23 protein-coding genes are annotated in these 26,805 nt (G+C 34.5%); 5 read left to right on the forward strand and 18 right to left on the reverse strand.

Annotation, left to right across the window (positions count from 1 at the left end; translation table 11 throughout):
• Positions 1-38 precede the first annotated feature (38 nt).
• Positions 39-2,303 carry an aconitate hydratase gene (locus ABTV69_RS09915; RefSeq protein ID WP_433835896.1) on the forward strand — a complete coding sequence of 755 codons (2,265 nt, stop codon included), beginning with the start codon at positions 39-41 and terminating at the stop codon, positions 2,301-2,303.
• Positions 2,304-2,374: 71 nt separating this feature from the next.
• Here the strand turns inward: ABTV69_RS09915 and ABTV69_RS09920 are convergent, their stop codons facing one another.
• Together ABTV69_RS09920 and ABTV69_RS09925 are read right to left on the reverse strand one after the other, a co-directional pair.
• Complete coding sequence (locus ABTV69_RS09920) at positions 2,375-3,775, reverse strand: Kelch repeat-containing protein (protein ID WP_433835898.1); 1,401 nt, start codon at positions 3,773-3,775, stop codon at positions 2,375-2,377.
• A gap of 163 nt (positions 3,776-3,938) precedes the next feature.
• The gene (locus ABTV69_RS09925) at positions 3,939-5,318 is read right to left on the reverse strand and encodes a Kelch repeat-containing protein (protein ID WP_433835900.1); all 1,380 of its coding nucleotides are present in this window, start codon (positions 5,316-5,318) and stop codon (positions 3,939-3,941) included.
• A gap of 242 nt (positions 5,319-5,560) precedes the next feature.
• Here ABTV69_RS09925 and ABTV69_RS09930 point away from each other — a divergent pair, with 242 nt between their 5' ends.
• Complete coding sequence (locus ABTV69_RS09930; protein ID WP_433835902.1) at positions 5,561-6,718, forward strand: NlpC/P60 family protein; 1,158 nt, start codon at positions 5,561-5,563, stop codon at positions 6,716-6,718.
• Here ABTV69_RS09930 and ABTV69_RS09935 read toward each other — a convergent pair.
• The 4 genes from ABTV69_RS09935 to ABTV69_RS09950 form a co-directional block, all read right to left on the reverse strand.
• The gene (locus ABTV69_RS09935) at positions 6,715-7,104 is read right to left on the reverse strand and encodes a response regulator (RefSeq protein WP_433835904.1); all 390 of its coding nucleotides are present in this window, start codon (positions 7,102-7,104) and stop codon (positions 6,715-6,717) included. The two genes, ABTV69_RS09930 and ABTV69_RS09935, sit on opposite strands and share 4 nt — an antisense overlap.
• Positions 7,094-8,512, reverse strand: coding sequence for a sensor histidine kinase (locus ABTV69_RS09940; protein ID WP_433835906.1), 1,419 nt, complete (start codon positions 8,510-8,512; stop codon positions 7,094-7,096). Before ABTV69_RS09940 ends, ABTV69_RS09935 begins: the two co-directional genes overlap by 11 nt.
• A gap of 408 nt (positions 8,513-8,920) precedes the next feature.
• Entirely contained in the window at positions 8,921-9,679 is a 759-nt protein-coding gene (locus ABTV69_RS09945) for a methyltransferase domain-containing protein (protein ID WP_433835908.1), read from the reverse strand.
• A 91-nt stretch (positions 9,680-9,770) separates the two neighbouring features.
• Entirely contained in the window at positions 9,771-10,169 is a 399-nt protein-coding gene (locus tag ABTV69_RS09950) for a DUF5958 family protein (RefSeq protein WP_433835910.1), read from the reverse strand.
• Between the two features lie 306 nt (positions 10,170-10,475).
• On the opposite strand from ABTV69_RS09950, the gene ABTV69_RS09955 reads away from it, so the two are divergent.
• The gene (locus ABTV69_RS09955; RefSeq protein WP_433835912.1) at positions 10,476-11,885 is read left to right on the forward strand and encodes an APC family permease; all 1,410 of its coding nucleotides are present in this window, start codon (positions 10,476-10,478) and stop codon (positions 11,883-11,885) included.
• Between the two features lie 71 nt (positions 11,886-11,956).
• On the opposite strand, the gene ABTV69_RS09960 is transcribed toward ABTV69_RS09955, so the two are convergent.
• The 7 genes from ABTV69_RS09960 to dinB form a co-directional block, all read right to left on the reverse strand.
• Positions 11,957-12,361, reverse strand: a complete 405-nt coding sequence (locus tag ABTV69_RS09960) for an MFS transporter (protein ID WP_433835914.1) — start codon at positions 12,359-12,361, stop codon at positions 11,957-11,959.
• Between the two features lie 156 nt (positions 12,362-12,517).
• The gene (locus ABTV69_RS09965) at positions 12,518-12,979 is read right to left on the reverse strand and encodes a DUF1810 domain-containing protein (RefSeq protein ID WP_433835916.1); all 462 of its coding nucleotides are present in this window, start codon (positions 12,977-12,979) and stop codon (positions 12,518-12,520) included.
• 161 nt (positions 12,980-13,140) lie between these two features.
• Entirely contained in the window at positions 13,141-13,767 is a 627-nt protein-coding gene (locus ABTV69_RS09970; RefSeq protein ID WP_433835918.1) for an alpha-ketoglutarate-dependent dioxygenase AlkB family protein, read from the reverse strand.
• A gap of 8 nt (positions 13,768-13,775) precedes the next feature.
• A complete protein-coding gene (gene xth, locus ABTV69_RS09975; protein ID WP_433835920.1) occupies positions 13,776-14,552 on the reverse strand; it encodes an exodeoxyribonuclease III in 777 nt (258 codons plus the stop codon).
• A 50-nt stretch (positions 14,553-14,602) separates the two neighbouring features.
• Positions 14,603-15,982, reverse strand: a complete 1,380-nt coding sequence (locus ABTV69_RS09980) for an exonuclease domain-containing protein (RefSeq protein ID WP_433835922.1) — start codon at positions 15,980-15,982, stop codon at positions 14,603-14,605.
• Positions 15,983-16,116: 134 nt separating this feature from the next.
• A complete protein-coding gene (locus ABTV69_RS09985; protein ID WP_433835924.1) occupies positions 16,117-19,176 on the reverse strand; it encodes a DNA polymerase III subunit alpha in 3,060 nt (1,019 codons plus the stop codon).
• A 1-nt stretch (position 19,177) separates the two neighbouring features.
• The gene (gene dinB / locus ABTV69_RS09990; protein WP_433835926.1) at positions 19,178-20,374 is read right to left on the reverse strand and encodes a DNA polymerase IV; all 1,197 of its coding nucleotides are present in this window, start codon (positions 20,372-20,374) and stop codon (positions 19,178-19,180) included.
• An 87-nt stretch (positions 20,375-20,461) separates the two neighbouring features.
• On the opposite strand from dinB, the gene ABTV69_RS09995 reads away from it, so the two are divergent.
• On the forward strand, positions 20,462-21,235 hold the full coding sequence (locus tag ABTV69_RS09995; protein WP_343589011.1) for an XRE family transcriptional regulator: 774 nt from the start codon (positions 20,462-20,464) through the stop codon (positions 21,233-21,235).
• A 233-nt stretch (positions 21,236-21,468) separates the two neighbouring features.
• Positions 21,469-21,918 carry a GNAT family N-acetyltransferase gene (locus ABTV69_RS10000; protein ID WP_433835929.1) on the forward strand — a complete coding sequence of 150 codons (450 nt, stop codon included), beginning with the start codon at positions 21,469-21,471 and terminating at the stop codon, positions 21,916-21,918.
• A 183-nt stretch (positions 21,919-22,101) separates the two neighbouring features.
• On the opposite strand, the gene ABTV69_RS10005 is transcribed toward ABTV69_RS10000, so the two are convergent.
• From ABTV69_RS10005 to ABTV69_RS10025, 5 genes are all read right to left on the reverse strand, one after another.
• Entirely contained in the window at positions 22,102-22,863 is a 762-nt protein-coding gene (locus ABTV69_RS10005; protein ID WP_433835931.1) for a phosphatase PAP2 family protein, read from the reverse strand.
• 94 nt (positions 22,864-22,957) lie between these two features.
• A complete protein-coding gene (locus ABTV69_RS10010; RefSeq protein ID WP_433835933.1) occupies positions 22,958-23,257 on the reverse strand; it encodes a type II toxin-antitoxin system RelE/ParE family toxin in 300 nt (99 codons plus the stop codon).
• A complete protein-coding gene (locus ABTV69_RS10015; protein ID WP_433835935.1) occupies positions 23,239-23,475 on the reverse strand; it encodes a hypothetical protein in 237 nt (78 codons plus the stop codon). The genes ABTV69_RS10010 and ABTV69_RS10015 overlap by 19 nt, the downstream gene beginning before the upstream one ends.
• Before the next feature lie 58 nt (positions 23,476-23,533).
• Positions 23,534-25,249, reverse strand: a complete 1,716-nt coding sequence (locus ABTV69_RS10020; RefSeq protein ID WP_433835937.1) for an ATP-binding protein — start codon at positions 25,247-25,249, stop codon at positions 23,534-23,536.
• A gap of 239 nt (positions 25,250-25,488) precedes the next feature.
• Positions 25,489-26,610 carry a sensor protein KdpD gene (locus tag ABTV69_RS10025; RefSeq protein ID WP_433835939.1) on the reverse strand — a complete coding sequence of 374 codons (1,122 nt, stop codon included), beginning with the start codon at positions 26,608-26,610 and terminating at the stop codon, positions 25,489-25,491.
• Between the last annotated feature and the right edge of the window lie 195 nt (positions 26,611-26,805).

The following is a 26,805-nucleotide window of genomic DNA, read 5'->3' on the forward strand; positions in this document are numbered from 1 at the left end:
GTGATGTTCAAAAAAGAATAATAAAAACAAAAAAATCTATGGCTTTTGATATCGAAATGATTAAAAAAGTGTACGAAAACATGCCAGCGCGAGTTGATAAAGCGCGTGAGATTGTTGGTCGTCCGCTTACTTTAACAGAGAAAATTTTATACAACCACCTTTGGGAAGGAAATCCGACTAAGGCGTTTGGAAGAGGAGTTGATTATGTTGATTTTGCACCAGACCGCGTTGCGTGTCAAGATGCAACCGCACAGATGGCATTGTTGCAGTTTATGCACGCTGGTAAGTCTAAAGTGGCAGTTCCTACAACGGTTCACTGCGATCACTTAATTCAAGCAAAAGTAGACGCTGTAACCGATTTGGCTAGAGCAAAAACACAAAGTAATGAAGTTTTCGACTTCTTATCGTCTGTTTCTAATAAATACGGAATTGGTTTTTGGAAGCCAGGAGCTGGAATTATTCACCAAGTTGTACTTGAAAATTACGCTTTCCCTGGTGGAATGATGATTGGTACCGATTCTCATACTGTAAACGCAGGCGGTTTAGGAATGGTGGCAATTGGTGTTGGTGGAGCAGATGCTGTAGATGTTATGTCTGGAATGGCTTGGGAGCTTAAATTTCCTAAACTGATCGGAGTTAAATTAACAGGGAAATTGTCAGGTTGGACAGCTCCAAAAGATGTAATTCTTAAAGTTGCTGGTATTCTTACTGTAAAAGGAGGAACAGGCGCTATTGTAGAATATTTTGGAGAAGGTGCAAAAGCAATGTCTTGTACCGGTAAAGGAACTATCTGTAATATGGGAGCTGAAATTGGAGCTACAACTTCGACTTTTGGATATGATGATTCAATGAGCCGTTATCTTCGTTCTACAAATAGAGCAGAAGTGGCTGATGCTGCAGATAAAATTGCGCCTTACTTAACAGGAGATCCTGAAGTATATGCTAATCCAGAGCAATATTTTGATCAAGTAATCGAGATTAATTTATCTACATTAGAGCCGCACTTAAACGGGCCTTTTACTCCAGATTTGGCTACTCCAATTTCCAAAATGAAAGAGGAAGCGGTTAAAAATAATTGGCCATTACAAATTCAAGTTGGTTTAATTGGTTCTTGTACAAACTCTTCTTATGAAGATATTTCTCGTGCTGCTTCGTTGGCAAGACAAGTTGCAGATAAAAATCTAAAAACAAAATCGCAATTTACCATCACTCCAGGTTCTGAAGTAGTTCGTTCTACAATTGAAAGAGACGGGTTTATTGACACATTCCATAAAATTGGGGCAACCGTTTTTGCAAATGCCTGCGGACCATGTATTGGTATGTGGGACAGAGAAGGAGCGGAAAAAGAAGAAAGAAATACTATTGTTCACTCTTTCAACCGTAACTTCTCAAAACGTGCAGATGGTAATCCAAATACTTTAGCTTTTGTAGGTTCTCCAGAATTGGTAACAGCTTTAGCGATTGCAGGTGATTTAAGTTTTAATCCATTAACAGATAAACTAATCAACGAAGATGGAGAAGAAGTAATGCTTGACGAGCCAACAGGAGATGAACTTCCTGCTAAAGGTTTCTACGCTGAAGACCCAGGTTTTCAAGCTCCTGCAGCCGATGGTTCAAATGTTCAGGTTGTGGTAAATCCAACTTCAGAACGTTTGCAATTATTGGCTCCATTTAATGCTTGGGATGGTAAAAACATCACTGGTGCTAAATTGTTAATCAAAGCATTCGGAAAATGTACTACAGACCACATTTCTATGGCTGGGCCTTGGTTGCGTTTCCGCGGACACTTAGATAATATTTCAAATAACATGTTGATCGGTGCTGTAAATGCTTACAACCAAAAGACAAATTCGGTTAAAAACCAATTGACAGGAGAATACGATGCTGTTCCTGCTGTAGCACGTGCATACAAAGCAGCTGGAGTTCCGTCTATCGTGGTTGGAGATCATAATTACGGAGAAGGTTCTTCTCGTGAGCATGCTGCTATGGAGCCTCGTTTCTTAGGTGTTAAAGCGGTATTGGTAAAATCTTTTGCCCGTATCCATGAAACAAACCTTAAAAAACAAGGCCTTTTAGGATTGACATTTGCAAACGAAGCAGATTATGATAAAATCCAAGAAGATGATACAATTAACTTCTTAGATCTAACAGAATTTGCTCCAGGCAAACCGTTAACATTAGAATTCGTTCATGCAGATGGTTCAAAAGATATTATCTTAGCTAATCATACATATAACGAAGGTCAAATTGGCTGGTTTGTTGCAGGTTCTGCATTGAACTTAATTGCAGCTGGAAAAGCTTAATATTAGATTTATATAGTACGCAAAAATGCCCTGTTTTTACAGGGCATTTTTATTTGATAGTATTGTTGAAATTAGTTCACCTTGGCTAGATTATTTTGAGATAATACTCTAATCGCATTGGGTTTTGTAGTGTCAAATTCATCCAAAGAAATGCTATATGTTTTTGATGAAGAAGATACGTGATAGTTGGTAAAATCATATCCGCCAACAATGTATAATTTGTCATTAATAAAATGCATTGCAGCAGACTTTATCTCAAGATCGATATAATATTCTTTAATTAGTTTTGATTTTATATTGTACACGAATAGTTTCCCGTTTTCAAATAAGTAGATAATGTCGTCATTATATGTAATTGCAGGGTTTTCGAGTTGGCAAAAAAGAGTCGCTTCATGTTTCCAGATTTCATTTGTTAAATCAAAACTTTGAATCTCAGAGGAGCTTTTTTTGCTGGCGTTGCCAATCGTGAAGATTTTATCGCCAATCAAAACACCCTTTACTTCTTGTGCGATAGGCATTTTTGCTAGCTCATACCAAAGACCAGAAGTTAAGTTATACAAATGTACTTTGTCGGTAAAAGTTTTTATGCCACTTTCAGTCGATCTTATTGATCCTCCCATAACAATAATATTGTCATTATAGGTAAAAGAAGCAGCGTTTACAGCTTGATGCGGGTTGGTTTTGTCAATTGCAACTGTATTTTTATTAAGGTCAAAAACTTCAATTTCATTATCCAGATATTCGCGTTTTTTGTTGCGCGGAGTTCTTTTTCCTCCTAAAACATAGAGTGTGTTGTTGTAAAAATTTACATTATGATAGGCTCTTTTTTTAAAGTTTTGATTCGATTTCTCCCATATATCTGTTTTGGGATCATAAATAAATAAATTTTCAGCGAAAAAAATTCTTTCTGCCGGATCACCTCTAAGTGCTAGAAAATATTTATTTAGAAAACCAGGATCGTCAAAGCTATTAGGGTCGCCGCCTATGTTTTGTGATTTAATAGTAGTTAAAATGTTCCATTGGTCACTTTTATCACCTCCAATAACATAGATTTTTCCATTTGCTGCCACAGAACCGAAAGAATAAATGCCATACTCTAAAGATGACAATTTTGTAAAATCAAGTTTCGATTTTAATTTCGACCATCTATTGTCGGTAATATTTACATTTTTTAAAGTTTCAATATCTTCCTCAAGCGAGATAATGTAATTTGATTTCTTTAAATCTGTAATTGCGATTTTTATTGTAGTGTAACCAATATGAGAAACTTGAAGAGTATCATTTGCCTTTATTTTTTTGCTAAATGAAAATTCTCCTTTCTCATTGGTTAAAGTGCCAATTTGAGAACTCAATGCATAGATATTGGTGTCTTCTATTGGCAAGTTGGAAGCTTTAGATTTTACAATTCCGTTTACTGCTTGCGCATTTGTAATAAAAGGCATTAAAATAATAATGTAAAGTAGTTTTTTCACTCTAGATGATTTTTATTTTAGATGATATTCACTTTCAAAAAAAAAACTTTTAAAAGCAGGTTGGATTTTTATATTGCCAGCTAATTTGAAATAAATTTAGGGTTAAAATTATTAAAAGACTATGAAAAAAATGACACCTTTTATGGGACGCTATTTTTTTTAGCTAATTTCTTTGAGCTATGTTACTTTGTGATAAAACTCGAATGCGACTAGGTCTTGTTGTGTCAAATTCATCAATAGAAATGCTATATACTTTTTCTGAAGGAGTTTTAATATATGTTGTAAATGTGTGGCCGCCAATAATGTATAATTTGTCATTTAAGAAATGCATTGTTGCCGACTTCAATTCAAGCTGAACAAGGTATTCTTTAATTTGCTTTGATTTTGTGTTGTAGACTAGCATTTTTCCATCTTCAAACAAATAAATAGTATCATTATTAGAAGTAATTGCTGGGTTTTCCAGTCTTGAGAATAAAGCTGTTTCATTTTTCCAGGTTTCGGTAGTTAAATCAAAACTCTGGATTTCAGAAGGATTTTTGCTGTCGTTATTGCCTACTGTAAAGATTTTATCTCCAATTAAAACTCCTTTTACTTCTTTGGCTTCAGGCATTTTGGCCAGCTCATACCATAATCCCGATGTGATGTTGTACATATGGACTTGGTCAGTAAAAACCTTTTGATTTTTTTCATTTGATTTTATTGAACCTCCCATGACAATGATATTGTCTTTATAAACAAAAGAAGCAAAATCTGCAGCCTTATGCGGATTAGTTTTGTCAATTGCAATTGTGTTTTTGTTTATGTCAAAAACTTCAATTTCGTTATCTAAATATTCTATTTTTTTGCTTGTCGATAATTTTTTTCCACCCAAAACATAAAGCGAATTGTCGTAATAATTTAGAGTATGATAAGCTCTTTTTTTGAATTTATCAGCAGATTTTTGCCATACATCTGTTTTTGGATCGTAAATTAATAAATCGCCATTGTAGAAATTTTTGCTGCCTTGAAAGTTGAGCAATTGCATATATTTCTGTTCAAATTTTGGATCTTCGCTATCTATGCCTTTTTCCTTTAGAGTATGTAATGCATTTGATTCTTCACTGCTATCTCCTCCCGTTACATAGATTTTGTTGTTTACTACTGTAGAGCCAAACGAGTAGATGCCTTGTTCAAGAGGTGCTAAAGTCGCAAAATCAAGTTTAGGCTTTAATTTGACTTTTCGATTAGTGATGTCGATATTATTTAAGGTTTCAATATCTTCTTCAAGCGAAATGATGAAATTAGATTCTTTTAAATCTTTAATAGCGATCTTTGTTGTGATGTAACCAATGTGAGAAATCTGAAGAGTGTCATTTGGTTTAGTTTTGTTTTGTAATGAAAATTCTCCTTTGTCGTTGGTTAAAGTTCCAATTTGAGTGCGGATAGCATATATATTGGCATCTTCGATTGGTAAATTATTGTTTACAGATTTAACAATTCCGCTTATTGTTTGCGCATTTGTAAGAAAAGGCAGTAAAATGATAAGGTAGAGTAATTTTTTCACGATAATAAGGTTGTTTGGTTTGGAAATAGTATCTAATATACGACTTTTTTATAAAAAACTGCGTTTCAAAAAGTTGGCGCAATTTTTATGCCGAGGCTGTTAATTTGAGGTAAATTAATTGTTAAAAATTTCGATTTTTTTACTTTAAAAAGTTAAATTCGCTTTTTAGGCAATATATTTGTCTTTTTAGAGTTGAAAGTATGTGTAATTTAAAGAAAGTGTAAAAACTTTAATAAAAGAGTATGGTGTATCGGTTAATAATAGTATTGTTTTTTATCAGTGTTGGAGCTTTTGCGCAGGATAATTTTATTAAGCACAAAATTTCGCAAGGAGAAAATCTTTCTGTTATTGCTAAAAAATATGGAGTTAAAGTAAAAGATATAGCCGATGCCAATCCGAATGCTCCTAAAATCTTAAAATTAAATTCAACACTTTTAATTCCAAACAAAAATAAAACTGCTGTAAAGGCCAAGACAAAAAATGTTGAAATTGCAGCAAATACCCCTAATACTTCTGGGACTCATGAAGTAGCATCCAAAGAAACACTTTGGGGAATTTCAAAAAAATATAATGTTTCGGTTGATGATCTAAAGAAAGCAAATCCGCTTTTAGAAACAGAGGGATTGAAAATTGGGCAACGTATTCTTATTCCGTCTGAAGTAGCAGCTGTAGTAAATGAAAAACAAACGGAAATTCCTGTAGAAACGATTTCAACAGATGTGGAGCTTTTTCGCGAAGTTAAATCAAAAGAAACAAAATACGGGATTTCTAAAGAATATGGCATTACAGTAGCAGAATTAGAACGCCAAAATCCATCTATTAAGGGCAAAGTTCCAGTTGGCTACCTGTTGAAAATCCGTATTCCAAAAGAAAAAGCAGATGCAATTCAAGCTGCAAAAGCGTTGCAAGAACCTAATGTGCAAACGGATGCTCCTTCGAATCAAGTAGCTGAGGCTGCTGCTCCCGAAATAAAAAAAGATTCTACTTTTGTTAGGCCAATAGGAAATCATTCCGAGTTAATAGAACAACTTATTGCCAATGCTACGGAAAATATTGGAACAAGATACAGATCGGGTGGGACAACAAAAGCTGGTTTTGATTGCTCGGGTTTAATGATTTGTACGTTTAATAATTTTGATATTAAATTACCTAGAAGCTCTATAGAACAATCACGCATCGGAACAAAAGTAAGTGCTGACGAAGCTCAAAAAGGAGATTTAATTTTCTTTAGAACGAATGGGCGACGTCATATAAATCATGTCGGAATGATTGTAGAAGTGGCTGAAGGCGGAGAAATTAAATTTGTACACTCGTCAACTCACGGCGGAGTTATTATTTCTTCTACAAAAGAACCGTATTATACGAGAACTTTTTCTCAAGTAAACCGCGTTTTAAATTAAACTTCAAGAAAAGTATTCTTTAATATTTCTAATCTAAAAGGTTTATTCCAAAAGTCGGATACGTATTTGTTTTCTCTAACCTTTTTGATTTCGTCGGTATCCAAAGTTGAAGAAAGAACAAAAATTTCAGTTCGATCTTTTACATCTTCTGGCAGCTTATCAAACTCTTCTAAAAATTCAAATCCATTCATAATTGGCATTTGAATGTCTAAAAGAATAATCAATGGATTTTGAGGCTGATTTTTTAAAATCCAGTTCATTCCTTCTTTTCCATTATTTGCAATGCAAACAGGATTGATGTCAAGTCCTTTTTTAAGCAACTTTTTAGTGACAAATTGATCGATCAAATTGTCTTCTATGATTATAAATTGAGATCTATACGGCATATGAATTTGGTATTGTTACTATAAATTTACTTCCAACACTACTTTCTGAAAAAACAGAAATATCACCTCTAATATTTTCGACAGCTTCTTTTACAATGTACAAGCCTAATCCGGAACCTTTGTTTTTGTTTGTTCCAAAATACATGTCAAAAATATTGGCTTTATGGTCATCATGGATTCCGATTCCATTATCTGTTACCTCGATTTTATTTAAGCCTTCGCTAAAATAGGTTCTTATTGTAATAAACATTTCCTGTTTGCTGCAATCCGCATACTTTATTGCATTAGAAAGCAAGTTGTTGATGATGATTTTTAGACGAAGACCATCGCTTTCAATCTGATCAACCAAAAGTTCTTGCGTGAATTTGATTCTATTTGCATTTTCAATATGCATTAATTGTAAAATAGCTTCATTGCACAACTCTTTTAGGCTTACAGGCTCCATGATTATCTCTTTTCTTTTGTTTTTAGAATAATCTATAATATCGCTTATAAACTGATCTTGTCTTGCAAGACTTTGATGCATCATGTGCAGATAAGTACGAACCTGTTGTACATCGTCTTCCAGTGCTGTTATTTCGATAAGCCCTTTTAAAGAAGTAATTGGCGATCTCAAATCGTGTGAAGCGCTGTAGACAAATCGGTCTAATTCGCGATTTACAATAATAAGATTTTCGTTCTTTACTTCGGTTTCTTTCTTGGAAACCAATAATCTTTTAACCATGATAGAATAATACATACAAACGCTGCAAATTATAATCAGTATAAAAAAGATGTTTGTGATAATGAGCAAATCTTTTATTTTTCGAGTTCCTTCTCCTAATGTGTTAGAAAAATTGCGCTCATTTACAGTCAATCGGTCGCTTATAGAACTTATTTTTTTTAAAAACTTTTTTTGATCTTCGACAGTTAATAAATTATGTTCAATTTTAGCGTTAATCTGCTGTCCAATACTAAACAAATCAAAAATTAATTTGTCTCCTTGTCCCCATTCGTGTATCGCTTTGGAGAGAAAGCTTACATTTTTGAAGTTTTCAAACAGCCAGATAATATCATCTAAGTCATCTTCATTATTTCGGCCAATAAGAAATCCGTTTCGGGCTACTTGGTTATCTCCAGCTTTTAAAAGTGTAATTCTTGCAATACCATCTCCTTGCGGAACTTTCAATTCTTCTAGATATAATTTCCACTGTGTGTGGTTCTTTGTAAATAAATAGGTAATCAAATGCCTTGATGCATCTTTTTGTCCTTTTGAATAATGTGATTCTCCGTTTACATAAGCTCTATTTGCTGATAAAATTTTAATAGTGAAAAAATTAATGCAAATTAGTAATGCACAAGAAATAAAAACTATTAAAATAAGAATAAAAACATTCGGAAAACGAAAGTTTTTTAAAGCTCGAAACATAGACATATTTTTAGAATTAGTAGGTTAATAATAAATTGCCTTAATAATAATTTTTAATCTTTTTTAATTGAATATGGGGAAGTTTTTTTGTTTTTAAAAATTAAACATTTGTTAAATTAAATGAAACTTAAAATAATAGTAATAAACCGTTAACTCAAATGTAATAAAAAATTTCTGAGACTTTATAAAAAAAATAGTGCTCAAAAATAAAAGTTTACAAACTTATCATGTTATTGATTATCAGTTATTTGTAGTTTTTAACGCCTATTTTTGAGCTTTATTTTCTACAAAGCCATTGCAAATAAATAAGAGAGGTAGAATTAAAATATGCTTCAGTCAGGTACTAATAACGGATAGTTGTTTGTTATTTTGTTTAGTTTTTTATTGAAATTGTTTTTCTTATAGAACTCAAAAACGAGCATACAAAATTAATCTTCTAAAAGCGTAAATCGAGGGTATAATGGGAAAATGAAAATCGATTCTTTTCTTGAATTCGACCGTTAATTCGGCAAAATCCTGTTCCTTTAAACGTTCTTGGTAAACAGTTAGAGCAGAACCTGAAATAAAGTCGAAAAAGTCATCTTTTTGAGTCGAAATCAAAGGGTAAACTTTTTCATATAAGACTAAATCTTTTCCGCCATTTTCGAAAAGAATTTTAGCATATTCATCTAAATTTAATACTGGAGAAGGTCGGGTCCAATTTTTAAGATAGGACGCAAAAGGTTCTTCCTGCACCAATTGCAAAAGTATTTTGTTAAGTATGTTTTCATTCTGCTGTGGCATCTGAACAGCCAGTTGTCCGCCTGGATTGATACGAGAAATAATTTTTGGAAAAAGTTCATGGTGATTATCAATCCATTGCAATGCGGCATTTGAAAAAATCACATCCCATTTGGAGTCGTCATTGATCTGTTCTAAAATGGTTTTTTCTTTAAACTCAAGATTTTCTTGTGTGGGCGCTTTTGCCAGCATTTCAGCAGAGTTGTCAATTCCAAGAACATACGGATTGGTAAGTTTCTGATGCAATTTTTGAGTAAGTTCACCTGTTCCGCATCCAAGGTCTATAACTTTCAGATTGGGTTTATTAACAATATGACTTGCAAGATCATTAAAAGGTTTAGAACGTTCTTCTTTAAACTCATTGTATTTTTTAGGATCCCAAGTCATAGCGTTGTTTTTACTTAAAGTTAGGGAAAATTTCTAATCTTTAAAAGAAACATAGTTATTCATAATTTACAATTAAATGAAAGACTTAAAGTTATTCTAATTCATGCCAGAAATGACTGCAACCATTTTTACATTCTGTATTCCTTCTTTCAGTATCAGTGATTTTGAAAATCCAAAGTAAAGAGGTTATTACTTTTCTGTTTTCATTTTCTGGCAGTGAAGCCAATTTATTGAAAGCAATTTTGGTCGAGAAATTTTTTAAGATTACAATTGGCGTGTAAGTGGGTTTTAGAGGAATGCTATTGACTGCTCTTTGATAAGCTTCTGAATTATAATCTGTTTTGTTCGGAATAGAATTAATAATATAATTGTGTAAAGTGCAAGAAAGTTCTTTGAAATTGTAATTGTCCTCTAACAAAACATGTACTCCAAGATGAAAATCTATTTTATCTTGAGCAATTTTATTGATTATTTCCTCTGTTTTCGTCAATGTTTTAATTCTTTGAAGCGAATTTAATAGATTTTTGAATAAAGAACAGAAAGTCATGATGCTTTTAACTGTTTGCGTAAGGGACAGAAACGGCATCCTTTTAAGGTCTCGTTTTTTAACGAGACCTTAAAAGATGTAGTGGATAGCCTGGCCTGCCTTTTCGGCGGGATACGCCCAAAATATTTTAATGAAGATTAGTGTTGAATTTAAGAAAATAAGCTCTTTTTTAAGAATCTATAGAATTTATAATTTGAAGATTAAGATTTCAGAAAAAAGTATATCTTTAGCCAACCTAAACCAATAAAAATGCAAGAAAACGACCAAGAACATTTTAAAAGAGAACTCGGCCTCTTAGACGGAACCATGCTTGTGGTTGGCTCTATGATCGGATCCGGGATATTTATTGTAAGTGCTGATATCGCCAGACAAGTAGGTTCGGCAGGATGGCTTACATTGATCTGGCTTTTGTCCGGATTTATTACTGTTGTTGCAGCAGTGAGTTACGGCGAATTGAGTGCCATGTTTCCTAAAGCAGGAGGACAGTATGTTTACCTAAAAGAAGCATATAATAAGCTAATCGCCTTTTTGTACGGTTGGAGTTTTTTTGCAGTTATTCAGACCGGAACTATCGCTGCGGTAGGAGTTGCTTTTTCTAAATTTGCGGCTTACTTATACGAACCTCTTAGTGACGAAAATATTCTTTATGAATTAGGGGCTTTTAAACTGAATGCGGCTCAGTTAGTTTCGATTTTGACCATTATTATACTGACTTTTATCAATAGTCGTGGTGTGAAAAACGGAAAAATTCTCCAAACTGTTTTAACCATAATTAAAATTTTATCGCTTCTTGGATTAGTCGTTTTTGGATTAACGCTTGCCGCGAAAGCTTCTGTTTGGGATACCAACTGGACAGACGGATGGAGTACAAGAACTTTTGATAAAGAAAGTGGTTCATGGCTGCCAATTAGTGGAACTGCTTTGATTTCTGGAATTTCAGCAGCTATGGTTGGATCATTATTTTCGAGCGATGCTTGGAATGGTGTGACTTTTATTGCGGGTGAGATTAAAAATCCGAAGCGAAATGTCGGTCTTAGTTTATTTTTGGGGACATTTATTGTAACTTCTCTTTATGTTATAACAAATCTGATGTATTTGGCTGTAGTTCCGTTTGATGAGATTGCAACGGCAAAGTTTGATCGTGTTGCGGTGGTAGCTTCAGATTATATATTTGGAAATATCGGAGCGTTGATTATCGCAATTATGATCATGATTTCGACTTTTGCCTGTAATAACGGATTAATTATGGCAGGTGCGAGAGTATATTATACAATGGCAAAAGATGGCTTGTTTTTCAAAAAAGCGGCGGTTTTAAACAGTTCTAGCGTTCCTGCTTGGGCGCTTTGGGCACAATGTATTTGGGCTTCAGCTTTATGTCTGACAGGTAAATATGGTGATTTGCTGGATTTCGTAATTATTATTGTTTTGATTTTCTATATTCTTACCATCTATGGAATTTTTATTCTACGAAAAAAGATGCCAGATGCAGAACGACCTTATAAGGCTTTTGGATATCCATTTTTGCCAATGTTATATATTATTGTGGCGACAGCAATTTGTATTTCATTATTAATCACGAAATTTTCAACTTGCGGTTGGGGAGTATTAATTATGCTAACCGGAATTCCAGTTTATTATTTGACAAAACCTGCTGAATAAGAGTTAAGTTGGAAAACAATACAAAAAAGCATCTTGATCTTTCAAGATGCTTTTTTTTGAGTCTTCGCGATTTACTGATCGGATAGGTCAGCAGTAATTTTTTCTTCTGTTGGTCTAAGAAAAAGAAGATAAACGATCAGTAAGATTCCGAATAGAATAAAATCAGGTTTAAAGATCAAAATAATAAAAGCAGCGCCTTCCAAAACCGCCCATCGCATAATGGAGGCCGCTTGATAAATAGGAAGCTTATCTTCTAGTTTTAGTTTCGGATTAATCTGTTTTAATTGCACTTTAAATAATATACTGCTTAAAACAAAGGCTAGAACTGGAATGGCAAGATAAACTATCGAAGAAGAGTCAATAATAGGAATGTTCAGTTTTTCCAGCGAAAGGTCTCCTATAATGTAGTAAGCGATAATTGTTCCTATACAAATAGCAAGATGGATAATCTGTAAAGCTTTGATTTTTTCGGTCATAATGTGGTTAGATTTGAGGTTAATTATGCAAGTTAAGGCTAATTCTTTTTAAATGAATGATTTATGTTTGGATTTATAAAACTGCATAGTTTGTAAACAAAAAAAAGACACTAATTATAGTGTCTTTTAAATGTAAATAATCGCTGTAAGCTCCAGTTATATGGTAACTGATTCGTCAACCGATTTTATAGTTGAATTAATAATAGACAAAGTAACGGGATCTGTTTCTCCAGAAAAGAAAGCATCCAAAATTTCTTGAAATATTGGACTTGTATTTTCTACCAAAGAGAATAAAGTCATGCATGAACGTAATTTTCGAGCGTCTAGGTCACCAAAAATTCCGTCAGCTGATTTCATTTTAAAAGTCAATAATAGCTCTGAAATCTCGATTAAATGTTTTCCTAAAATTGGATGTTCCAAATAATCTGTAGCTTCTTTTAAATCATTAATGGCATAAAGATTTGCAGTATCGCTTTTCCCTAAACCTTTTATTTGCGGAAAAATGAACCACATCCAGTGTGTTTCTTTTTTCCCTTTGCTGATTTCAGAAAGAGCGGTAAGATAAAGTTTGTTTTGTGCGTCTAAAAAACGCGCTAAATCATTGTTCGAATAAGCCATTACGGTATTGTATTTTAAAAAAGGTTGCAAAAATAGTAAAAAAGATAGGTTTAGCCTAATAAAACGTTCATACAGTGTATGTTTTAACTTTTTAATGAAGGAATATCTTACGTCGTTTTCAAAAAAAAACGCTTCTTTTTGATGATTCAATAGTATAAAAATCAAAGATTTCGATTAGTTCTTCTAAAGGTAAGATTGATCCTAGGCAAAACATCGCGAGCTGTTTTCGGAACTTGGTGTTGCCAAAAACTATTGGTTGTTCCTGCCATCAACAAAAAGGATCCATGATGCAACGGAATCTCAATTGGATCAATATCTTTCCTGAATTTGTGCCGAAGTTTAAACATTCGGGTTTCTCCAAAAGTAACCGAAGCAATAATCGGATTGGGTCCTGTATTGTGTTCTTTGTCACTATGCCAGCCCACGCCATCATTTCCGTCTCTATATAAATTAAGCAATACAGTATTAAAATCGAGCTGTGTTTCTCTTTCCACGCGACCTCTGATTTTTAATAATTCATACGTCCAGTCTGGACCTTTTGGATCTGCTCCCACATTGTCTTTGTCTTCGTACCAAGCAATCATTCTTGGAACGGTATACGTTTTATCGTAAATTTCCATTTGATGCTCTCTCCATTTGGTTTTGCGAAGTATTCTCTCGTAAAAAATATCAGACTCTTCTTTAGTAAAAAAATCGTCGATTAGAATCAGTTCAGAATCAGGAATGTCAAATATTTTTTTTCCTCCCAAACCTGTGGTAAATAATTCGGTGTCGTTAAATAATGTCATTGTTTCCTTTATTTTGTATCAATTTCAATCCACACGGGAGCGTGATCGCTTGTTTTCTCCCAGCCACGGACATGACGATCTACTGCGCCAGATTTTAATTTTTTCGCTATCTGCGGACTCAGTAAAAAGTGATCGATTCGAAGTCCGGCATCACGTTGGTAAGCATTTCTGAAATAATCCCAAAACGTATAAATCTTTTCATCGGGATATAATTTCCGAATCGCATCGGTCCATCCTTGTGACACAATAGTTGCAAATGCATCACGAACTTCAATTCTAAAAAGTGCATCGTTAACCCATTTTTCAGGTTTATAAACATCTAATTCTGTTGGCATCACATTATAATCGCCAATTAGAATTACAGGAACTTTTAAGTTCAATAAGGTTTCAGCCCGATGTGCCAGACGATCAAACCATTTTAATTTGTATTCAAATTTTGGCCCCGGATAAGGATTCCCGTTTGGCAAATAAAGACAGGCAATTACGATTCCGTTAATCAATGCTTCGATATAACGGCTTTGTACATCTTCTTTATCACCAGGAAGTGTACGTGTAATCTCTTCTATTTCCATATTTCGAGCGAGAATAGCAACACCGTTCCATTGTTTTTGTCCGTGCCAAATGGCGTTGTAACCTGCATCGTTAATAGCTTTAAGCGGAAATTTATCCTGAGGTGCTTTTAATTCCTGCAAGCATACAATATCTGGTGTCGCTTCTTCTAGCCAGCGTAATAAAACATTTAATCTTCCGTTGACTCCGTTCACGTTATAAGTGGCTATTTTCATAGTAGATTTTCAATTAGTTCTAATCTTAAATTTACGACTTTTTCAGAATTTTATTCGATAAAGTGCTTGCTAAAGAACACTTTACGGGGATTTTTTTCTGCGTAAGCAAAAATTAGCTGCTCAATGTATTGATTGCTTTTATACTGCGTCACGTAACTTTTCACTTCATCAGGATCGTTGATCGCAACATCTCTCGGAATATATCCCATTCCATGAAAACGGCCGTTTTCAATCCAGATACAGCTTCGTTCATCTGAAGATCTTCCTTTATCTATAATGGCAAAACTTGGTCGGTTATGCAATAAAAAATCAATAGCATTATCCACTTGTTCATTATGAAGAAAAGGATCTGGTAATTCTTTTACTTCAGGAGTATAAAAAAACTCGCCTTCTTCGGGTCTTGAATATTTACAAAAGCGATGGTCGATTTGAAATTGTTCCGCTAGACTTCGTAATAAATGAATCCCAGTATGCTGGTTATTGAATTCATGAATGCAGACTTGAAATTTACTTAATTTCCCGACAGCCAGATATTTGTAACCGTTTCGCGCCTCGTATTGATAAATACCAAATTTGGCTTCAAAACGCTTTAAAGCTCGGTTGTACGTCGGCCAGAGTTTCTTGATTTCAGTGCATTCTAAAAGAAGCGCCATTAGTTCGGTAGCACAGATTTCAAACGAAATGCCGTGAATGTCTCTTAAAAAATGTTGCCTCTGCGGATTGATATTATTACCCGTAAAATGTGAAGTCACCCGTTTCTTTAAGTTGATTGCTTTTCCAACATAAATCACTTTTTTCTGCTGATTATAGAAATAATAAATTCCCGGTTTAGCTGGTAAATTATTGAAATCATCAGGAGGAAGATTTGGAGGCAATCGCTGGTCGGGTGCTGTTTTTTTGATCATTTTATCGATTTCTCCGGCATCGTCCCATTCGAGTAAAAGTGAAAATAATAGGGCAGTAGCATCAGCATCTCCGCCGGCGCGGTGTCGATTTTCTAAAGATATATTTAAAGAATTGCAAAGATTGCCCAAACTATAAGAACCCAATCCAGGTTTGATTTTTCGAGCTGCACGAACCGTACAAAGTTTTTTTGCCGACCATTTAAAACCCGCTTGTTCCAGTTGATGATGAATAAATGAATAGTCAAAGTTGACATTATGCGCCACGAAAATACGATCCGTTAGCATTTCCAAAACCTTCTCTGAAATGTCATCGAAAATAGGAGCATTAGCCACCATTTCGTTATTAATTCCCGTTAATCCAAAAATAGAAGGAGGAATATCCTGTTCTGGATTTACAAGTGTTTCATAACGATCCAAGACATTTTTACCGTCATGTATAATAATGGCAATTTCTGTAATACGGCTTCCACTGGCATTACCGCCTGTGGTTTCAATATCGACTATGGCATATTCTTGCTTCTTCATTTGTATATAACGTAAAGTGTTCTATTTCTGTTGTTTAATCTCGAAAAGTCACAGAGTCGCAAAGTTTTATTTAAAAAAACTTAAAAAGAAAAACTTTGCGTCTTCGCGTCTTTGCGAGCAATTTTTTTCGTCGCTTAAGAATTAAACTTCATTCGATGTCTCGGAAGATTAATTTCATGTCCTTGCGGATATGGCGCCCGATGTGTCATACTAACATCTTCTTTAATCTGGCGCTGTGTTTGGTATTGATCCTTAGCATCCATATATCTCGGATCTGGAATAAAAGGCATTTTCGCCATTTTGAGAATCGTAATCGTTGGAAAATGATAGTCGACCTCGACATTTCCTAACAAAAGATAACAGCCTCCGCCTTGAAAAGGATGTTGTGCTAAACTATCAGGAAAGTGCGCTGTATCAAAATAAGTGCCTTCGTGATCGATCCAAGTTCCAAAATACATTGCGCCTTTTTTGGTCGGAACGTGTTTTCTGGAAATTAAATAAGCCAGCATTCGAACTTGCTTTTTATGATATTTTACCAAATCTTTTGCCATAATATCGCCTCTATGTTTGGTTTGTAAAAGATCGAAAACCGTACATGAAATGGGGAAACTCAGTAATTCGATTTCGTCAAAAGCATCTTCAAAAATCGAGCGTTCCAAAACAGGCAATTTAAATTCTTTCGCAGGTTCTTGAAGCAATTTCAAATTCCGATTTTCAGGTTTGTAATTGTTCAAAAGCAAACTCGCCACCACCAAAAGTTGATTTTTTGTTTTTCCTGTAAAACGAAAAGCGCCAATAAAAATCAGGATTTTAACGCCTTCAATTCCAATTGGAATACGATTGATGAAATCCTCTAAAGAAAGATATTCGCCATTTTCTATTCTTTCCGATTCGATTAAATGTGCAATTTTAGATTCTAAACTTTGCAGATGCATAAAACCTAAATAAATATCAGTTCCGTACAAAGTCGTTTGATATTCGCTTTTATTCACACACGGATTATGAACGGTTCCGCCCGACATTCGCGCTTCGTGTACATAAACCTCCGTTCTGTAAAACCCGCCTTGATTGTTGATTACCGCCGTCATAAATTCGACTGGATAATTCACTTTCAAATACAAACTCTGATAACTCTCCACCGCATAAGAAGCCGAGTGCGCTTTGCAGAAAGAATATCCAGCGAAAGATTCGATCTGACGGTAAATTTCCTGACTCAAAGCCTCAGGATGTCCTTTTTGAGCACAACTTGCAAAGAAATTATCTTTCACTTTTTGTAAAGCTTCTAGAGAACGCCCTTTTCCAGACATCGCACGACGCAGAATATCGCCATCAGGAGCGGGAAGTCCGCCGTAATGCTGGGCAATTTTAATCACATCTTCCTGATATACCATAATGCCGTAGGTTTCGCCAAGATGTTCTCTAAAAACGTCATGAAAATATTCAAAGTGATTCGGATTATTATGACGAAAAATATATTCTTTCATCATTCCGGATTGTGCCACTCCAGGACGAATAATAGACGAAGCAGCAACGAGAATTTTATAATTGTCACAGTTCAATCTTCGTAACAATCCGCGCATGGCAGGACTTTCGATATAAAAACAGCCAATTGTATCTCCTTTTGCCAAATGAGAATTGCAAACGGCTTCATCCTTCGAAATCGAAGTATTTCGAATGTCAACTTTTATGCCTCTATTTTTTTCAATCAGTTTTACGCTGTCGTCAATATGTCCGATACCGCGCTGGCTTAAAATATCAAATTTGTCAAACCCAATTTCTTCAGCAATATGCATATCAAAAAGCACGATTGGAAAACCTTTTGGAGGCATTTCTAGTGGCGTGTAATTGGTAATTGGTTCTTCAGAAATAATGATTCCACAGGCGTGCATACTGCGCTGGTTTGGATATTTCTGCATCATAAAACCATATTCTTGAACCAATTTTACAATTTTATTGGTAGGATGAAGTTCTTCTGGATTTTTTGCCAATACATCCAATTCTTCTTTCGGAAGACCAAAAACTTTGCCGACTTCTCTGTAAATAGATCGGTATTTAAATTCGACATTCGTTCCGCAGAAAGCGACATGATCTTTTCCATATTTTCTGAAGATATATTCTAAAATTACATTGCGTTCCTGCCAGCTCCAGTCAATGTCAAAATCGGGTGGACTTTTTCGGTTCAGATTTAAAAAACGTTCAAAATACAAATCAAGTTCGATTGGACAGATATCTGTAATTCCGAGGCAATATGCGATGATACTGTTGGCACCGCTTCCGCGACCAATATGCATAAAACCTTGGCTGTTGCTGTATTGAACAATGTCCCAAGTAATTAAAAAATAACCGCTAAATTCTAGTTCGTCAATAACTTTTAATTCTTTTTCTACACGTTTTCTCGCAATGGTGTTTTCCTTTCCATAGCGCCATTCAAAGCCTTCTTCAGCTAATTCGGTTAGTTTTTTCAAGTCTTTTTCACGGCTTCCAGTAAAGAATTTTTTGTTTCTTTTAATTGAAAAATCATATTGAAAATTACATTCGTCAATAATACGTTCTGTATTCAAGACGATTTCAGGATATTTTTCGTAGAAAGGCAAAAGAGCTTCTAAAGGCTTCATGAAATCAGAAGTTTTACAATAATCTGCTTCAGTCAATTTTGACAGAATGATGTTCGTATCAATTGCTCGAAGTACTTTATGCAGATTGTATTCTCTTTTACAGCTAAAAGTCACGGGCTGTAAAACTAACATTTTAGCGATTTTATTTTTATGTCTTGAAGTCAGAAGACCAGTAACTTCTTCAGGACGAACTCCGATAAATTCATTTTCATATAGTGTTTCAGGAGCATTTTCTAAAGTATAAATCACAAAAGCCGATTTAAATTCGGGGGCTCGCAAAGGCAAAGTTTCTCCGCTGAAATTATGATCCGTTAAAAAACGATTCATTTCAGCTAATCCTTCTGCATTTTTAGCCAAACCAATATATCTGAATTCATGATTACAGCGAAATTCCATTCCAACCAAAGGCTTGATTCCTTTTTTTTCGCAATCTCTTATAAAATCATAAATTCCTGTTACCGTATTAATATCTGTCAAAGCCATTGCTTTTAAGCCACAAGAAATTCCCTGCTCGATAAGTTTATCAAGCGGAATTGTGCCGTAACGCAGAGAATGATAGGAATGACAGTTTAGATACATATTAAGGTTTAGGGTTTTCGTTTTTTCGTTTTAAAATTTCGTCTTTAGTATTGGGTTTAAAATGAGCACCAGCACAACGCATTACGGCATCAAAACCGTATCGGCTTTTCATTTTGTCCATAGCGGCATAAAGTGCGAGCATTTCCTGAGTATCTTCAAAAAGATCAATTTGATAGGTTCCGCGCACCAATCCGCTAAAGCGAACACCAATCAAACGCAAACGCATACGACGCTGATACACTTTCTCAAAAAGTTCCATTACATTTTTAGTCAAAATATGATCGGCTGAAGTATAAGCAACTCGGCATTGTTTGGTTTCGGTATCAAAATTGGCGTAACGAATTTTGACCGTAACAGTAGAAGTCAGCCATTGTTCAGAACGCAATTGAAAAGCCAGTTTTTCGACCATTCCCAAAAGCACTCTCTTCAATTTTGCAATATCAATGGTGTCTTGTGAAAAAGTATGTTCTGTAGAAATGGATTTTCTTTCGCTATAAGGTTCAACAGGAGTATGATCGATTCCGTTGGCTTTTTTCCAAATATCCAAACCATTTTTACCAATCATTTGCTGTAAAACCTCGGCAGGCATTTCTGCTAAAGTCTGAATTTTACGAACACCAATTCGGGACAAAAGCTGAAATGTTACGGTTCCGACCATTGGTATTTTCTGAATCGAAAGCGGATTCAAAAAAGTCTGTACTTTATGTTCTGGAATTTCCAAATTTCCTACTGGTTTGCCTTCGCCTGTAGCGATTTTAGAAACGGTTTTATTAATAGACAATGAAAAACTAATTGGTAATCCGGTTTCTTTAATTACTTTTTGAGCCAATTCATCCGTCCATTTATAACTTCCGTGAAAACGGTCCATTCCCGTGATATCAAGGTAAAATTCGTCGACACTTGCTTTTTCTAAAACAGGCGCTTTTTCTTGAAGAATTTCGGTCACATCATGAGACATTTTTGAATACAATTCCATGTCGCCTTTGATAATTTTTGCATCGGGACAAAGTTTCATCGCCATTGCAATAGGCATTGCAGAACGTACTCCGAATTTACGAGCTTCATAAGAACAGGAAGCAACAACACCACGTTCGCCCCCGCCTACAATAAGCGGAATTCCGTTAAGTTCAGAATTAGTGAGTCGTTCGCAGGATACAAAAAAGGTATCCAAATCCATATGTACAATTGCCCGTGCCATTTTCCTTTTGTTTTTGTATGAAACAAAATTAGTACAGATTAGAACATTTTGTGTATATTTGCTGTTCCAAATTATAACAAATTCATTATGTCCTTATTTTCAGACAACATCAGAGCGTTAAGGGTTAAGCATAAAATATCACAGGAGAAATTAGCCGAAAACCTTAGCATTACCAGAGGTAGATACGTGAAATACGAAGATGGAACTTCGGAAGCACCGTATGATATTCTAAAGAAGATTGCACTATATTTTCATATGAGTATTGACTTGATATTATCGGTCGATATTCGCAAAATTGACGTGCAAAATTTGATAAAATTAGAAGGCAATCGACTTATTTTACCCATTCAAGTGGATAGTTTTGGAGAAAATTTTATTGAAATCGTATCTCAAAAAGCAAAAGCAGGGTATCTAAACGGATATGCTGATCCAGAATATATTGAAAGTTTACAGCAGATTACACTTCCGTTTTTGGGTCCTGGAAAACACCGCGGATTTCCCGTTGAAGGCGATTCGATGCCCCCACACGAAGATGGTTCTATTATTATTGGCCGTTATGTAGAAAAGCTGGGAGAGGTGATGGATGGTAAAACATATATCCTGATTACTAAGAATGAAGGAATGGTTTATAAACGTTTGAACAAAAACAAAAAGAATTCTTTGGTTTTAGAATCCGATAACAGTTTTTATCCGAATTACGAAGTGAAAGCTTCTGATATTTTGGAGATTTGGGAATACGAATGCAACATTGGACGATCAGATAAAAAACAAGAAACAACAGAAACTGGAGCAATGAAAGATTTGCTTTTAGAATTGAAAAGAGAAGTTCGAGAGATTAAGAATAATACTTCGAATACGTAAAATGCCAATGACATTTCAAAATCAAAATCAATTTTTTATGAAAAAAATAATCAATTCTGGTTTTAAAGTCCCAGAGGGAAGATTCATATTGTAGGGCCGGATTTTAATCCGGTTTTTTTATGAAGCAATATGGAATTGTGCCTACGGCGTTGTATATTTGACTGGATTGAAATCCAGCCCTGCAATATTTGCCGAGCCGATGGCTCTTTTAAACCGAGATTTTATTTATAACAATGAACACCCAAAAAGCTAAAACCGAAGATCATATCCGCTTAACGGAAATCACCAAAAAGTCAAAAGCGTATTGGGGATATTCTGAAGAGCAATTGGAGAAATGGAGCAATAATCTAACCATTACAACAGATTATATTGAGCAAAATCCTGTTTTTAATTTGGTTGATGAAAATCAGATTGTTGGTTATTATTCTTATTTCAAACTAGAAAACAATCAAGTAAAATTGGATAACCTATTTGTTCTGCCTGAATATATAGGAAAAGGATTGGGTTTCTATTTAATGAATGATTTTTTGGAAAGAATGCGAAATGAAAAATGCCAAAAAATCATTTTAGATTCAGAACCCAATGCCGAACAATTTTACCAGAAAATCGGATTCACAAAAATCGGCGAATTTGAAACTTCCATAAAAAATAGATTCATGCCGATTATGGAAATGAATCTATAATTTTGCCACAGATTAAACAGATTAAAAGGATTTTTTTTCTACCACGAATTGTTTCGTCTGTTAACTGTCGCTCAAGTCACGAATTATTTTAAACTAAAATTCGTCAATTCGTGGCGGAAAAAAAATATAGACAAAGTCATAAAAAATCTTTATAATCCTTTTAATCTGTGGCAAAAAAAAAACTTAAAAAACTTTTGCAAATCCCAACCCATATTGTTGGCCATTATAAAAAGGCATTATCATAGAAGTCGATTTGTTTTCTGCGGATGATTTAAACAGTTTTTTAGTGATATACGGATTAATCCAATACGCGATTTTAGTACTCAAAATCCCGATTCCGGCCCCGGCCGCGACATCAGTCAGCCAATGACGGTTGTTGTAAATTCTGAAAAGTCCAGTTCCTGTTGCAACGGCGTAACCTGCAATTCCGTACCAAATGGATTTGTCTTTGTATTCTTGGTATAAAAACTCAGCTCCCATAAATGCAGTTGCAGTATGACCGGAAGGGAAGGAGTTGTTTGAACTTCCATCAGGCCTTTCTACATGTGAAACCGATTTTAAAGTCAAAACCGTTGACGCCATAATAGCATACGAAGTCACAAGTATGACCGTACGATCACGCATATTATGTTTTCCTTCTACACCAAAAGCATTCAGGGCGTAAACAGACGCGGCGGGCGCGTATTGAGAGAAATCGTCAATTGTGATTTTCTCGTCGATATCTTCAGTAACTTCAGCTCTGATTTGTGAATTAAAATTCAAAATCTGATGACTTTCTAAGCCAACTACACCGTAGCCAATCAACACCGACGGAATAATTAATTGTTTGTAATTGAATTTTAAATGATTAGAGGTACTGTCAATTTTTGCAATCGAATCATTTTGTTGTGCATTCGCAGAAAAAAATCCGAATAAACATACTAGGGAAATCGTTTTGTGAAACATTGTTATAGTCGTTATATTTTGCAATAGTAACGAATGTTCGGATGGAGTATTTTGTACTTAATTGAACCTTAAGCGAATATTAATTTGGAGATTCTTATTTTACTTTTCTCTTTTCCAAACTTTGGCGATTATCCCAAAAAGATACAATTTCTATTCGATCACTATTGATTTCATAGAAAATCAAATAAACTTTCATTGGAATAACTCGAGTAATTTTATTCGAAGTAAGTCTTCCAATTAATTCGTTATTAGTAAGGGTTTCTAAAAGATCTTCAATTTCTTCAAGAATTTTTAAACTATAATCTGAATTTCCATTTCTGAGAACATAAAATTCCAGAACATTTGAAAGCTCAAGTTTAGCAAGATCGGACCAAACTATTTCTTTTTTAACCATTCTTTCATTTCTGAAATTACATCTTCGTTTTTGTGAAAATCACCTTTTTGGATTTGACTTCGGCTTGTTTCAATAGAAGATTGTTGCTCAGAATTTAACTCATATAAAGACTGCTCTGAAGAATCAAAAATAGTTTGAAGAGCTTTTAAAAAATTCATGTCTTTAGAATCTCTAATTCTTGAGATCAAATTTTCTTTTATTTGCGCTGTCATATCCATAGTAAATTCTTTTAATACTCAAAATTAAAGATTTATTTTCAAAATCATGTTAAATAATTCATACTTTCAACGTAAACCAAAAAGTACTTCCCAATCCCAAATTACTTTCTACACCAACACTTCCGTTCTGCGCTTCAATAAATTCTTTACTAATAGCTAAACCCAATCCCGTTCCCGATTTTTGGCTTCCCGGAATCTGGAAATATTTATCAAAAACTTTGTCTTTGTATCTCGGCTCAATTCCTTTTCCGGTGTCAATAACCTGAAAAACCATCTGATTGTTTTCTTCTTTTAATTTAATGAGAATCGTACTTTTTTCAGATGAATATCGGATAGCATTCGATAAATAATTAATCAAAACCCAGCCTGTTTTTTCGGCATCGGCTTTTACGTTTTTGAGGTTTTCATTAGCATCAACAATTAACTGAATCTGTTTTTGATCAGCCTGAACTTTTACAGCTTCAACGGCATATTGTACAATTTCATGCGGATTGCTTTTGCCAATATTCAGCTGAATATTTCCTGTTTCCAATTGCGATAAATTCAATAATTCCCCCGTAATTTTCAATAAACGTTGGCTATCATCTTTAATACTTTCTACCAATTGTTTTTGGTCGTCATTCATATCGCCCGTTTTAGCATTTTCAAGCAATTGAAGGCTTAATTTTATAGAGGCAATCGGTGTTTTTAATTCGTGTGAAACGGTTGCAATAAAATTGGTTTTTGCAAAATCTAATTCTTTAAAAAGTGTAATATTTCGAAGAATAATCACATCGCCAATATTGATTTCTTTTTCTTCACCAGTTGGTGTTATCGTAATATTATGAATTTCCTTTTCGAAATAACTTTCTTTTCCGTGAGCAAAAATTTTGAGAGGCTGTTTTTTCGGCGTTTCATTTTCTTTCAGAATTAAAGAACGGATTAAATCATTCGAAAGAGCTATTTCAGAAGCAGGTTTCCCAATAATATCTTCCGATTTCAAACCAATAATTTTCAGTGCTTCATCATTCACAAACAAAACAACTCCTTCGTTATCCAAACCAATAATAGGATCGTTCATATTATTGATAAGCGTTTCCAATCGTTTTTTCTCAAAAAGAAGTTTGTAGACATTGCTGTCGTGGTATTCTTCCAGTTTTTGTGCCATGGTATTAAACGACTTGGCAAGATCTCCAAATTCGCTGTGGCTCGTAAAATGAACACGCTCGGAATAATTTTTATTAGCAATTTCCTTAATACTCAACGTCAATTCCTTAATCGGATTCGCAATATTATTGGGCAGATTAACCAGTAAATTAAAAGCAATCAAAAAACACAAAGTGCCCACAATAGCAATCGACAAATTAGCCGTTTCAGCCGATTGTTTGGCAATATCACTTTTCTGTTTTATGGCGTCGAGATTCAACTTCATAATCGCAAAAATATCCTGACGAATTTGCGCTTTTACAGTTTCATCAGCATTATTTTTTTCTAAAAGAGCGAAACTAGCCATGAGTTTTTCTGTTGCTTGTTTTTCACCAGGCTCCGTAATATTAAGGGTTTGCTTTTCGAGATTTTCCTCAAAATTCTGAATCGTTTTTTTTGAATCTGATTTCATTCCGTCCAAAGCAAAAATCATATTTCGCGAATATTCCAGTGTATTGTAATTCGATTTCAGAATATTCTCCGTGTCCTGCTTAATCAAAAAAACAGAATAAGCACTCACTAACGAGAGAATGATGATCATTAAAAATAACAATCCAACACCCAGATTCAATTTGGTTTTAATTCTCATTTTATAAAACAATTTTTGAACCATATAAGTGATATAAGAAAATATTAGAAGCTTTTTTACCGCAATGGCGCAAAAGTTTTACGCGAAGTTCGCTAGAGTTTTTTGCTCGCAAAGTCGCAAGGGCGCAAAGTATTTTAATTTAATCTTTGCGTGCTTTGCGAAATCTTAGCGCCTTTGCGGTTAAACTTCACGTCCTATAATTTAAATGAACTTATATTACTTATATGGTTTAATATTTTTCATGACAAGATTACAAGGTCGACGTTTGATAACGACAATTTATTTAGCAGACGCCTGAAAATTGTTGTAGACAAAATTACTTTAAATAAATTCAAATGCGGTTTCCCGATACAGACAGTTGTAATTTGTTTTTCCTCAACGGTTGTCAAAATCGCATTCGCAATATTCGAATTTTCTAACTTAATAACTTCAGCTCCTAATTGCACGGCGAGTTTAAAGTTATTAATTAAATGTCTTTGTTTGTCAAGTGCAATTCTCGTACTGCTTTCCTGCGGAGTTTCGACATACAAAACATACCAAATTCCGTTATAATAACTTGCCAAACGCGCTGCTTTTCTAATTACGATTTTAGCTGTTTTTTCATTACTGCTGATACAAGCCAACAATTTTTCATGACGTAAAGCATGCAGATTCGGAACTTCATTTTCTACTTTTCGAACAACCTGACTCGCCACTTCTTTCAAAGCCAATTCACGCAACTGCAGAATTTGTTCCGATTTGAAAAAGTTCTGCAAAGCCATCTGAATCTTATCTGCCGTATAAATTTTACCTTCCTTTAAACGAGCAATCAAATCTTCTGAAGTCAAATCGATATTCACCACTTCATCAGCCAGACGCAGAACATTATCCGGAATTCTTTCCTGAACGTCAATATTTGTAATTCGTTTTACAGCTGAGTTTAAACTCTCAATATGCTGAATATTGACAGCCGAAATAACATTAATTCCAGCTTCTAGAATCTCCAGAACATCTTGCCAGCGTTTTTCGTTTTTGCTTCCTTCCACATTTGTATGTGCCAATTCATCAACGATAACCACTTCTGGTCTAAGGTTGATGATGGCTTGAACGTCGAGTTCTTCGAGTTCTTTTCCTTTGTAAAAAATAGTCCGTCGAGGAATAATCGGCAGGCCAGACAATAACTCATGCGTTTCCTTCCGCATATGCGTTTCGATGTAGCCAATTTTTACATCGATTCCGTTTTTCAATAACGAATGCGCTTCCTGAAGCATACGGAAAGTTTTGCCCACACCAGCGCTCATTCCAATGTAGATTTTGAATTTTCCTTTTCGGGATTTCTGAATCAAATCCAGAAAATGCTGTGCGTTATTTTCGTTTTCCATTTTTAGGTTTTTTTTGCCACGAAGGCGCTAAGACACTAAGTTTTTTTTAAGCCACAGATTATACAGATTAAAATGATTTTTAAATCACTTTGTCTAGGTATTTGCCACGAATTTCACGAATTAGCACAAATTTTTATTTTAAAATTAATCAAAATATAATTCGCGGAAATTGGTGTAATTCGTGGCAAAAATAAT

It is taken from the genome of Flavobacterium anhuiense (genome assembly GCF_050990855.1).
In the GTDB taxonomy this organism is placed as follows: Bacteria; Bacteroidota; Bacteroidia; order Flavobacteriales; family Flavobacteriaceae; genus Flavobacterium; species Flavobacterium anhuiense_C.

Coding starts and splice junctions, on each gene's coding strand:
- ABTV69_RS09915 (WP_433835896.1), top strand. CDS start 39: ATGGCTTTTGATATCGAAATGATTAAAAAAGTGTACGAAAACATGCCA.
- ABTV69_RS09930 (WP_433835902.1), top strand. CDS start 5,561: ATGGTGTATCGGTTAATAATAGTATTGTTTTTTATCAGTGTTGGAGCT.
- ABTV69_RS09935 (WP_433835904.1), bottom strand. CDS start 7,104: ATGCCGTATAGATCTCAATTTATAATCATAGAAGACAATTTGATCGAT.
- ABTV69_RS09940 (WP_433835906.1), bottom strand. CDS start 8,512: ATGTTTCGAGCTTTAAAAAACTTTCGTTTTCCGAATGTTTTTATTCTT.
- ABTV69_RS09945 (WP_433835908.1), bottom strand. CDS start 9,679: ATGACTTGGGATCCTAAAAAATACAATGAGTTTAAAGAAGAACGTTCT.
- ABTV69_RS09955 (WP_433835912.1), top strand. CDS start 10,476: ATGCAAGAAAACGACCAAGAACATTTTAAAAGAGAACTCGGCCTCTTA.
- ABTV69_RS09960 (WP_433835914.1), bottom strand. CDS start 12,361: ATGACCGAAAAAATCAAAGCTTTACAGATTATCCATCTTGCTATTTGT.
- ABTV69_RS09965 (WP_433835916.1), bottom strand. CDS start 12,979: ATGGCTTATTCGAACAATGATTTAGCGCGTTTTTTAGACGCACAAAAC.
- ABTV69_RS09970 (WP_433835918.1), bottom strand. CDS start 13,767: ATGACATTATTTAACGACACCGAATTATTTACCACAGGTTTGGGAGGA.
- xth (WP_433835920.1), bottom strand. CDS start 14,552: ATGAAAATAGCCACTTATAACGTGAACGGAGTCAACGGAAGATTAAAT.
- ABTV69_RS09980 (WP_433835922.1), bottom strand. CDS start 15,982: ATGAAGAAGCAAGAATATGCCATAGTCGATATTGAAACCACAGGCGGT.
- ABTV69_RS09985 (WP_433835924.1), bottom strand. CDS start 19,176: ATGTATCTAAACTGTCATTCCTATCATTCTCTGCGTTACGGCACAATT.
- dinB (WP_433835926.1), bottom strand. CDS start 20,374: ATGGCACGGGCAATTGTACATATGGATTTGGATACCTTTTTTGTATCC.
- ABTV69_RS09995 (WP_343589011.1), top strand. CDS start 20,462: ATGTCCTTATTTTCAGACAACATCAGAGCGTTAAGGGTTAAGCATAAA.
- ABTV69_RS10000 (WP_433835929.1), top strand. CDS start 21,469: ATGAACACCCAAAAAGCTAAAACCGAAGATCATATCCGCTTAACGGAA.
- ABTV69_RS10005 (WP_433835931.1), bottom strand. CDS start 22,863: ATGTTTCACAAAACGATTTCCCTAGTATGTTTATTCGGATTTTTTTCT.
- ABTV69_RS10010 (WP_433835933.1), bottom strand. CDS start 23,257: ATGGTTAAAAAAGAAATAGTTTGGTCCGATCTTGCTAAACTTGAGCTT.
- ABTV69_RS10015 (WP_433835935.1), bottom strand. CDS start 23,475: ATGGATATGACAGCGCAAATAAAAGAAAATTTGATCTCAAGAATTAGA.
- ABTV69_RS10020 (WP_433835937.1), bottom strand. CDS start 25,249: ATGAGAATTAAAACCAAATTGAATCTGGGTGTTGGATTGTTATTTTTA.
- ABTV69_RS10025 (WP_433835939.1), bottom strand. CDS start 26,610: ATGGAAAACGAAAATAACGCACAGCATTTTCTGGATTTGATTCAGAAA.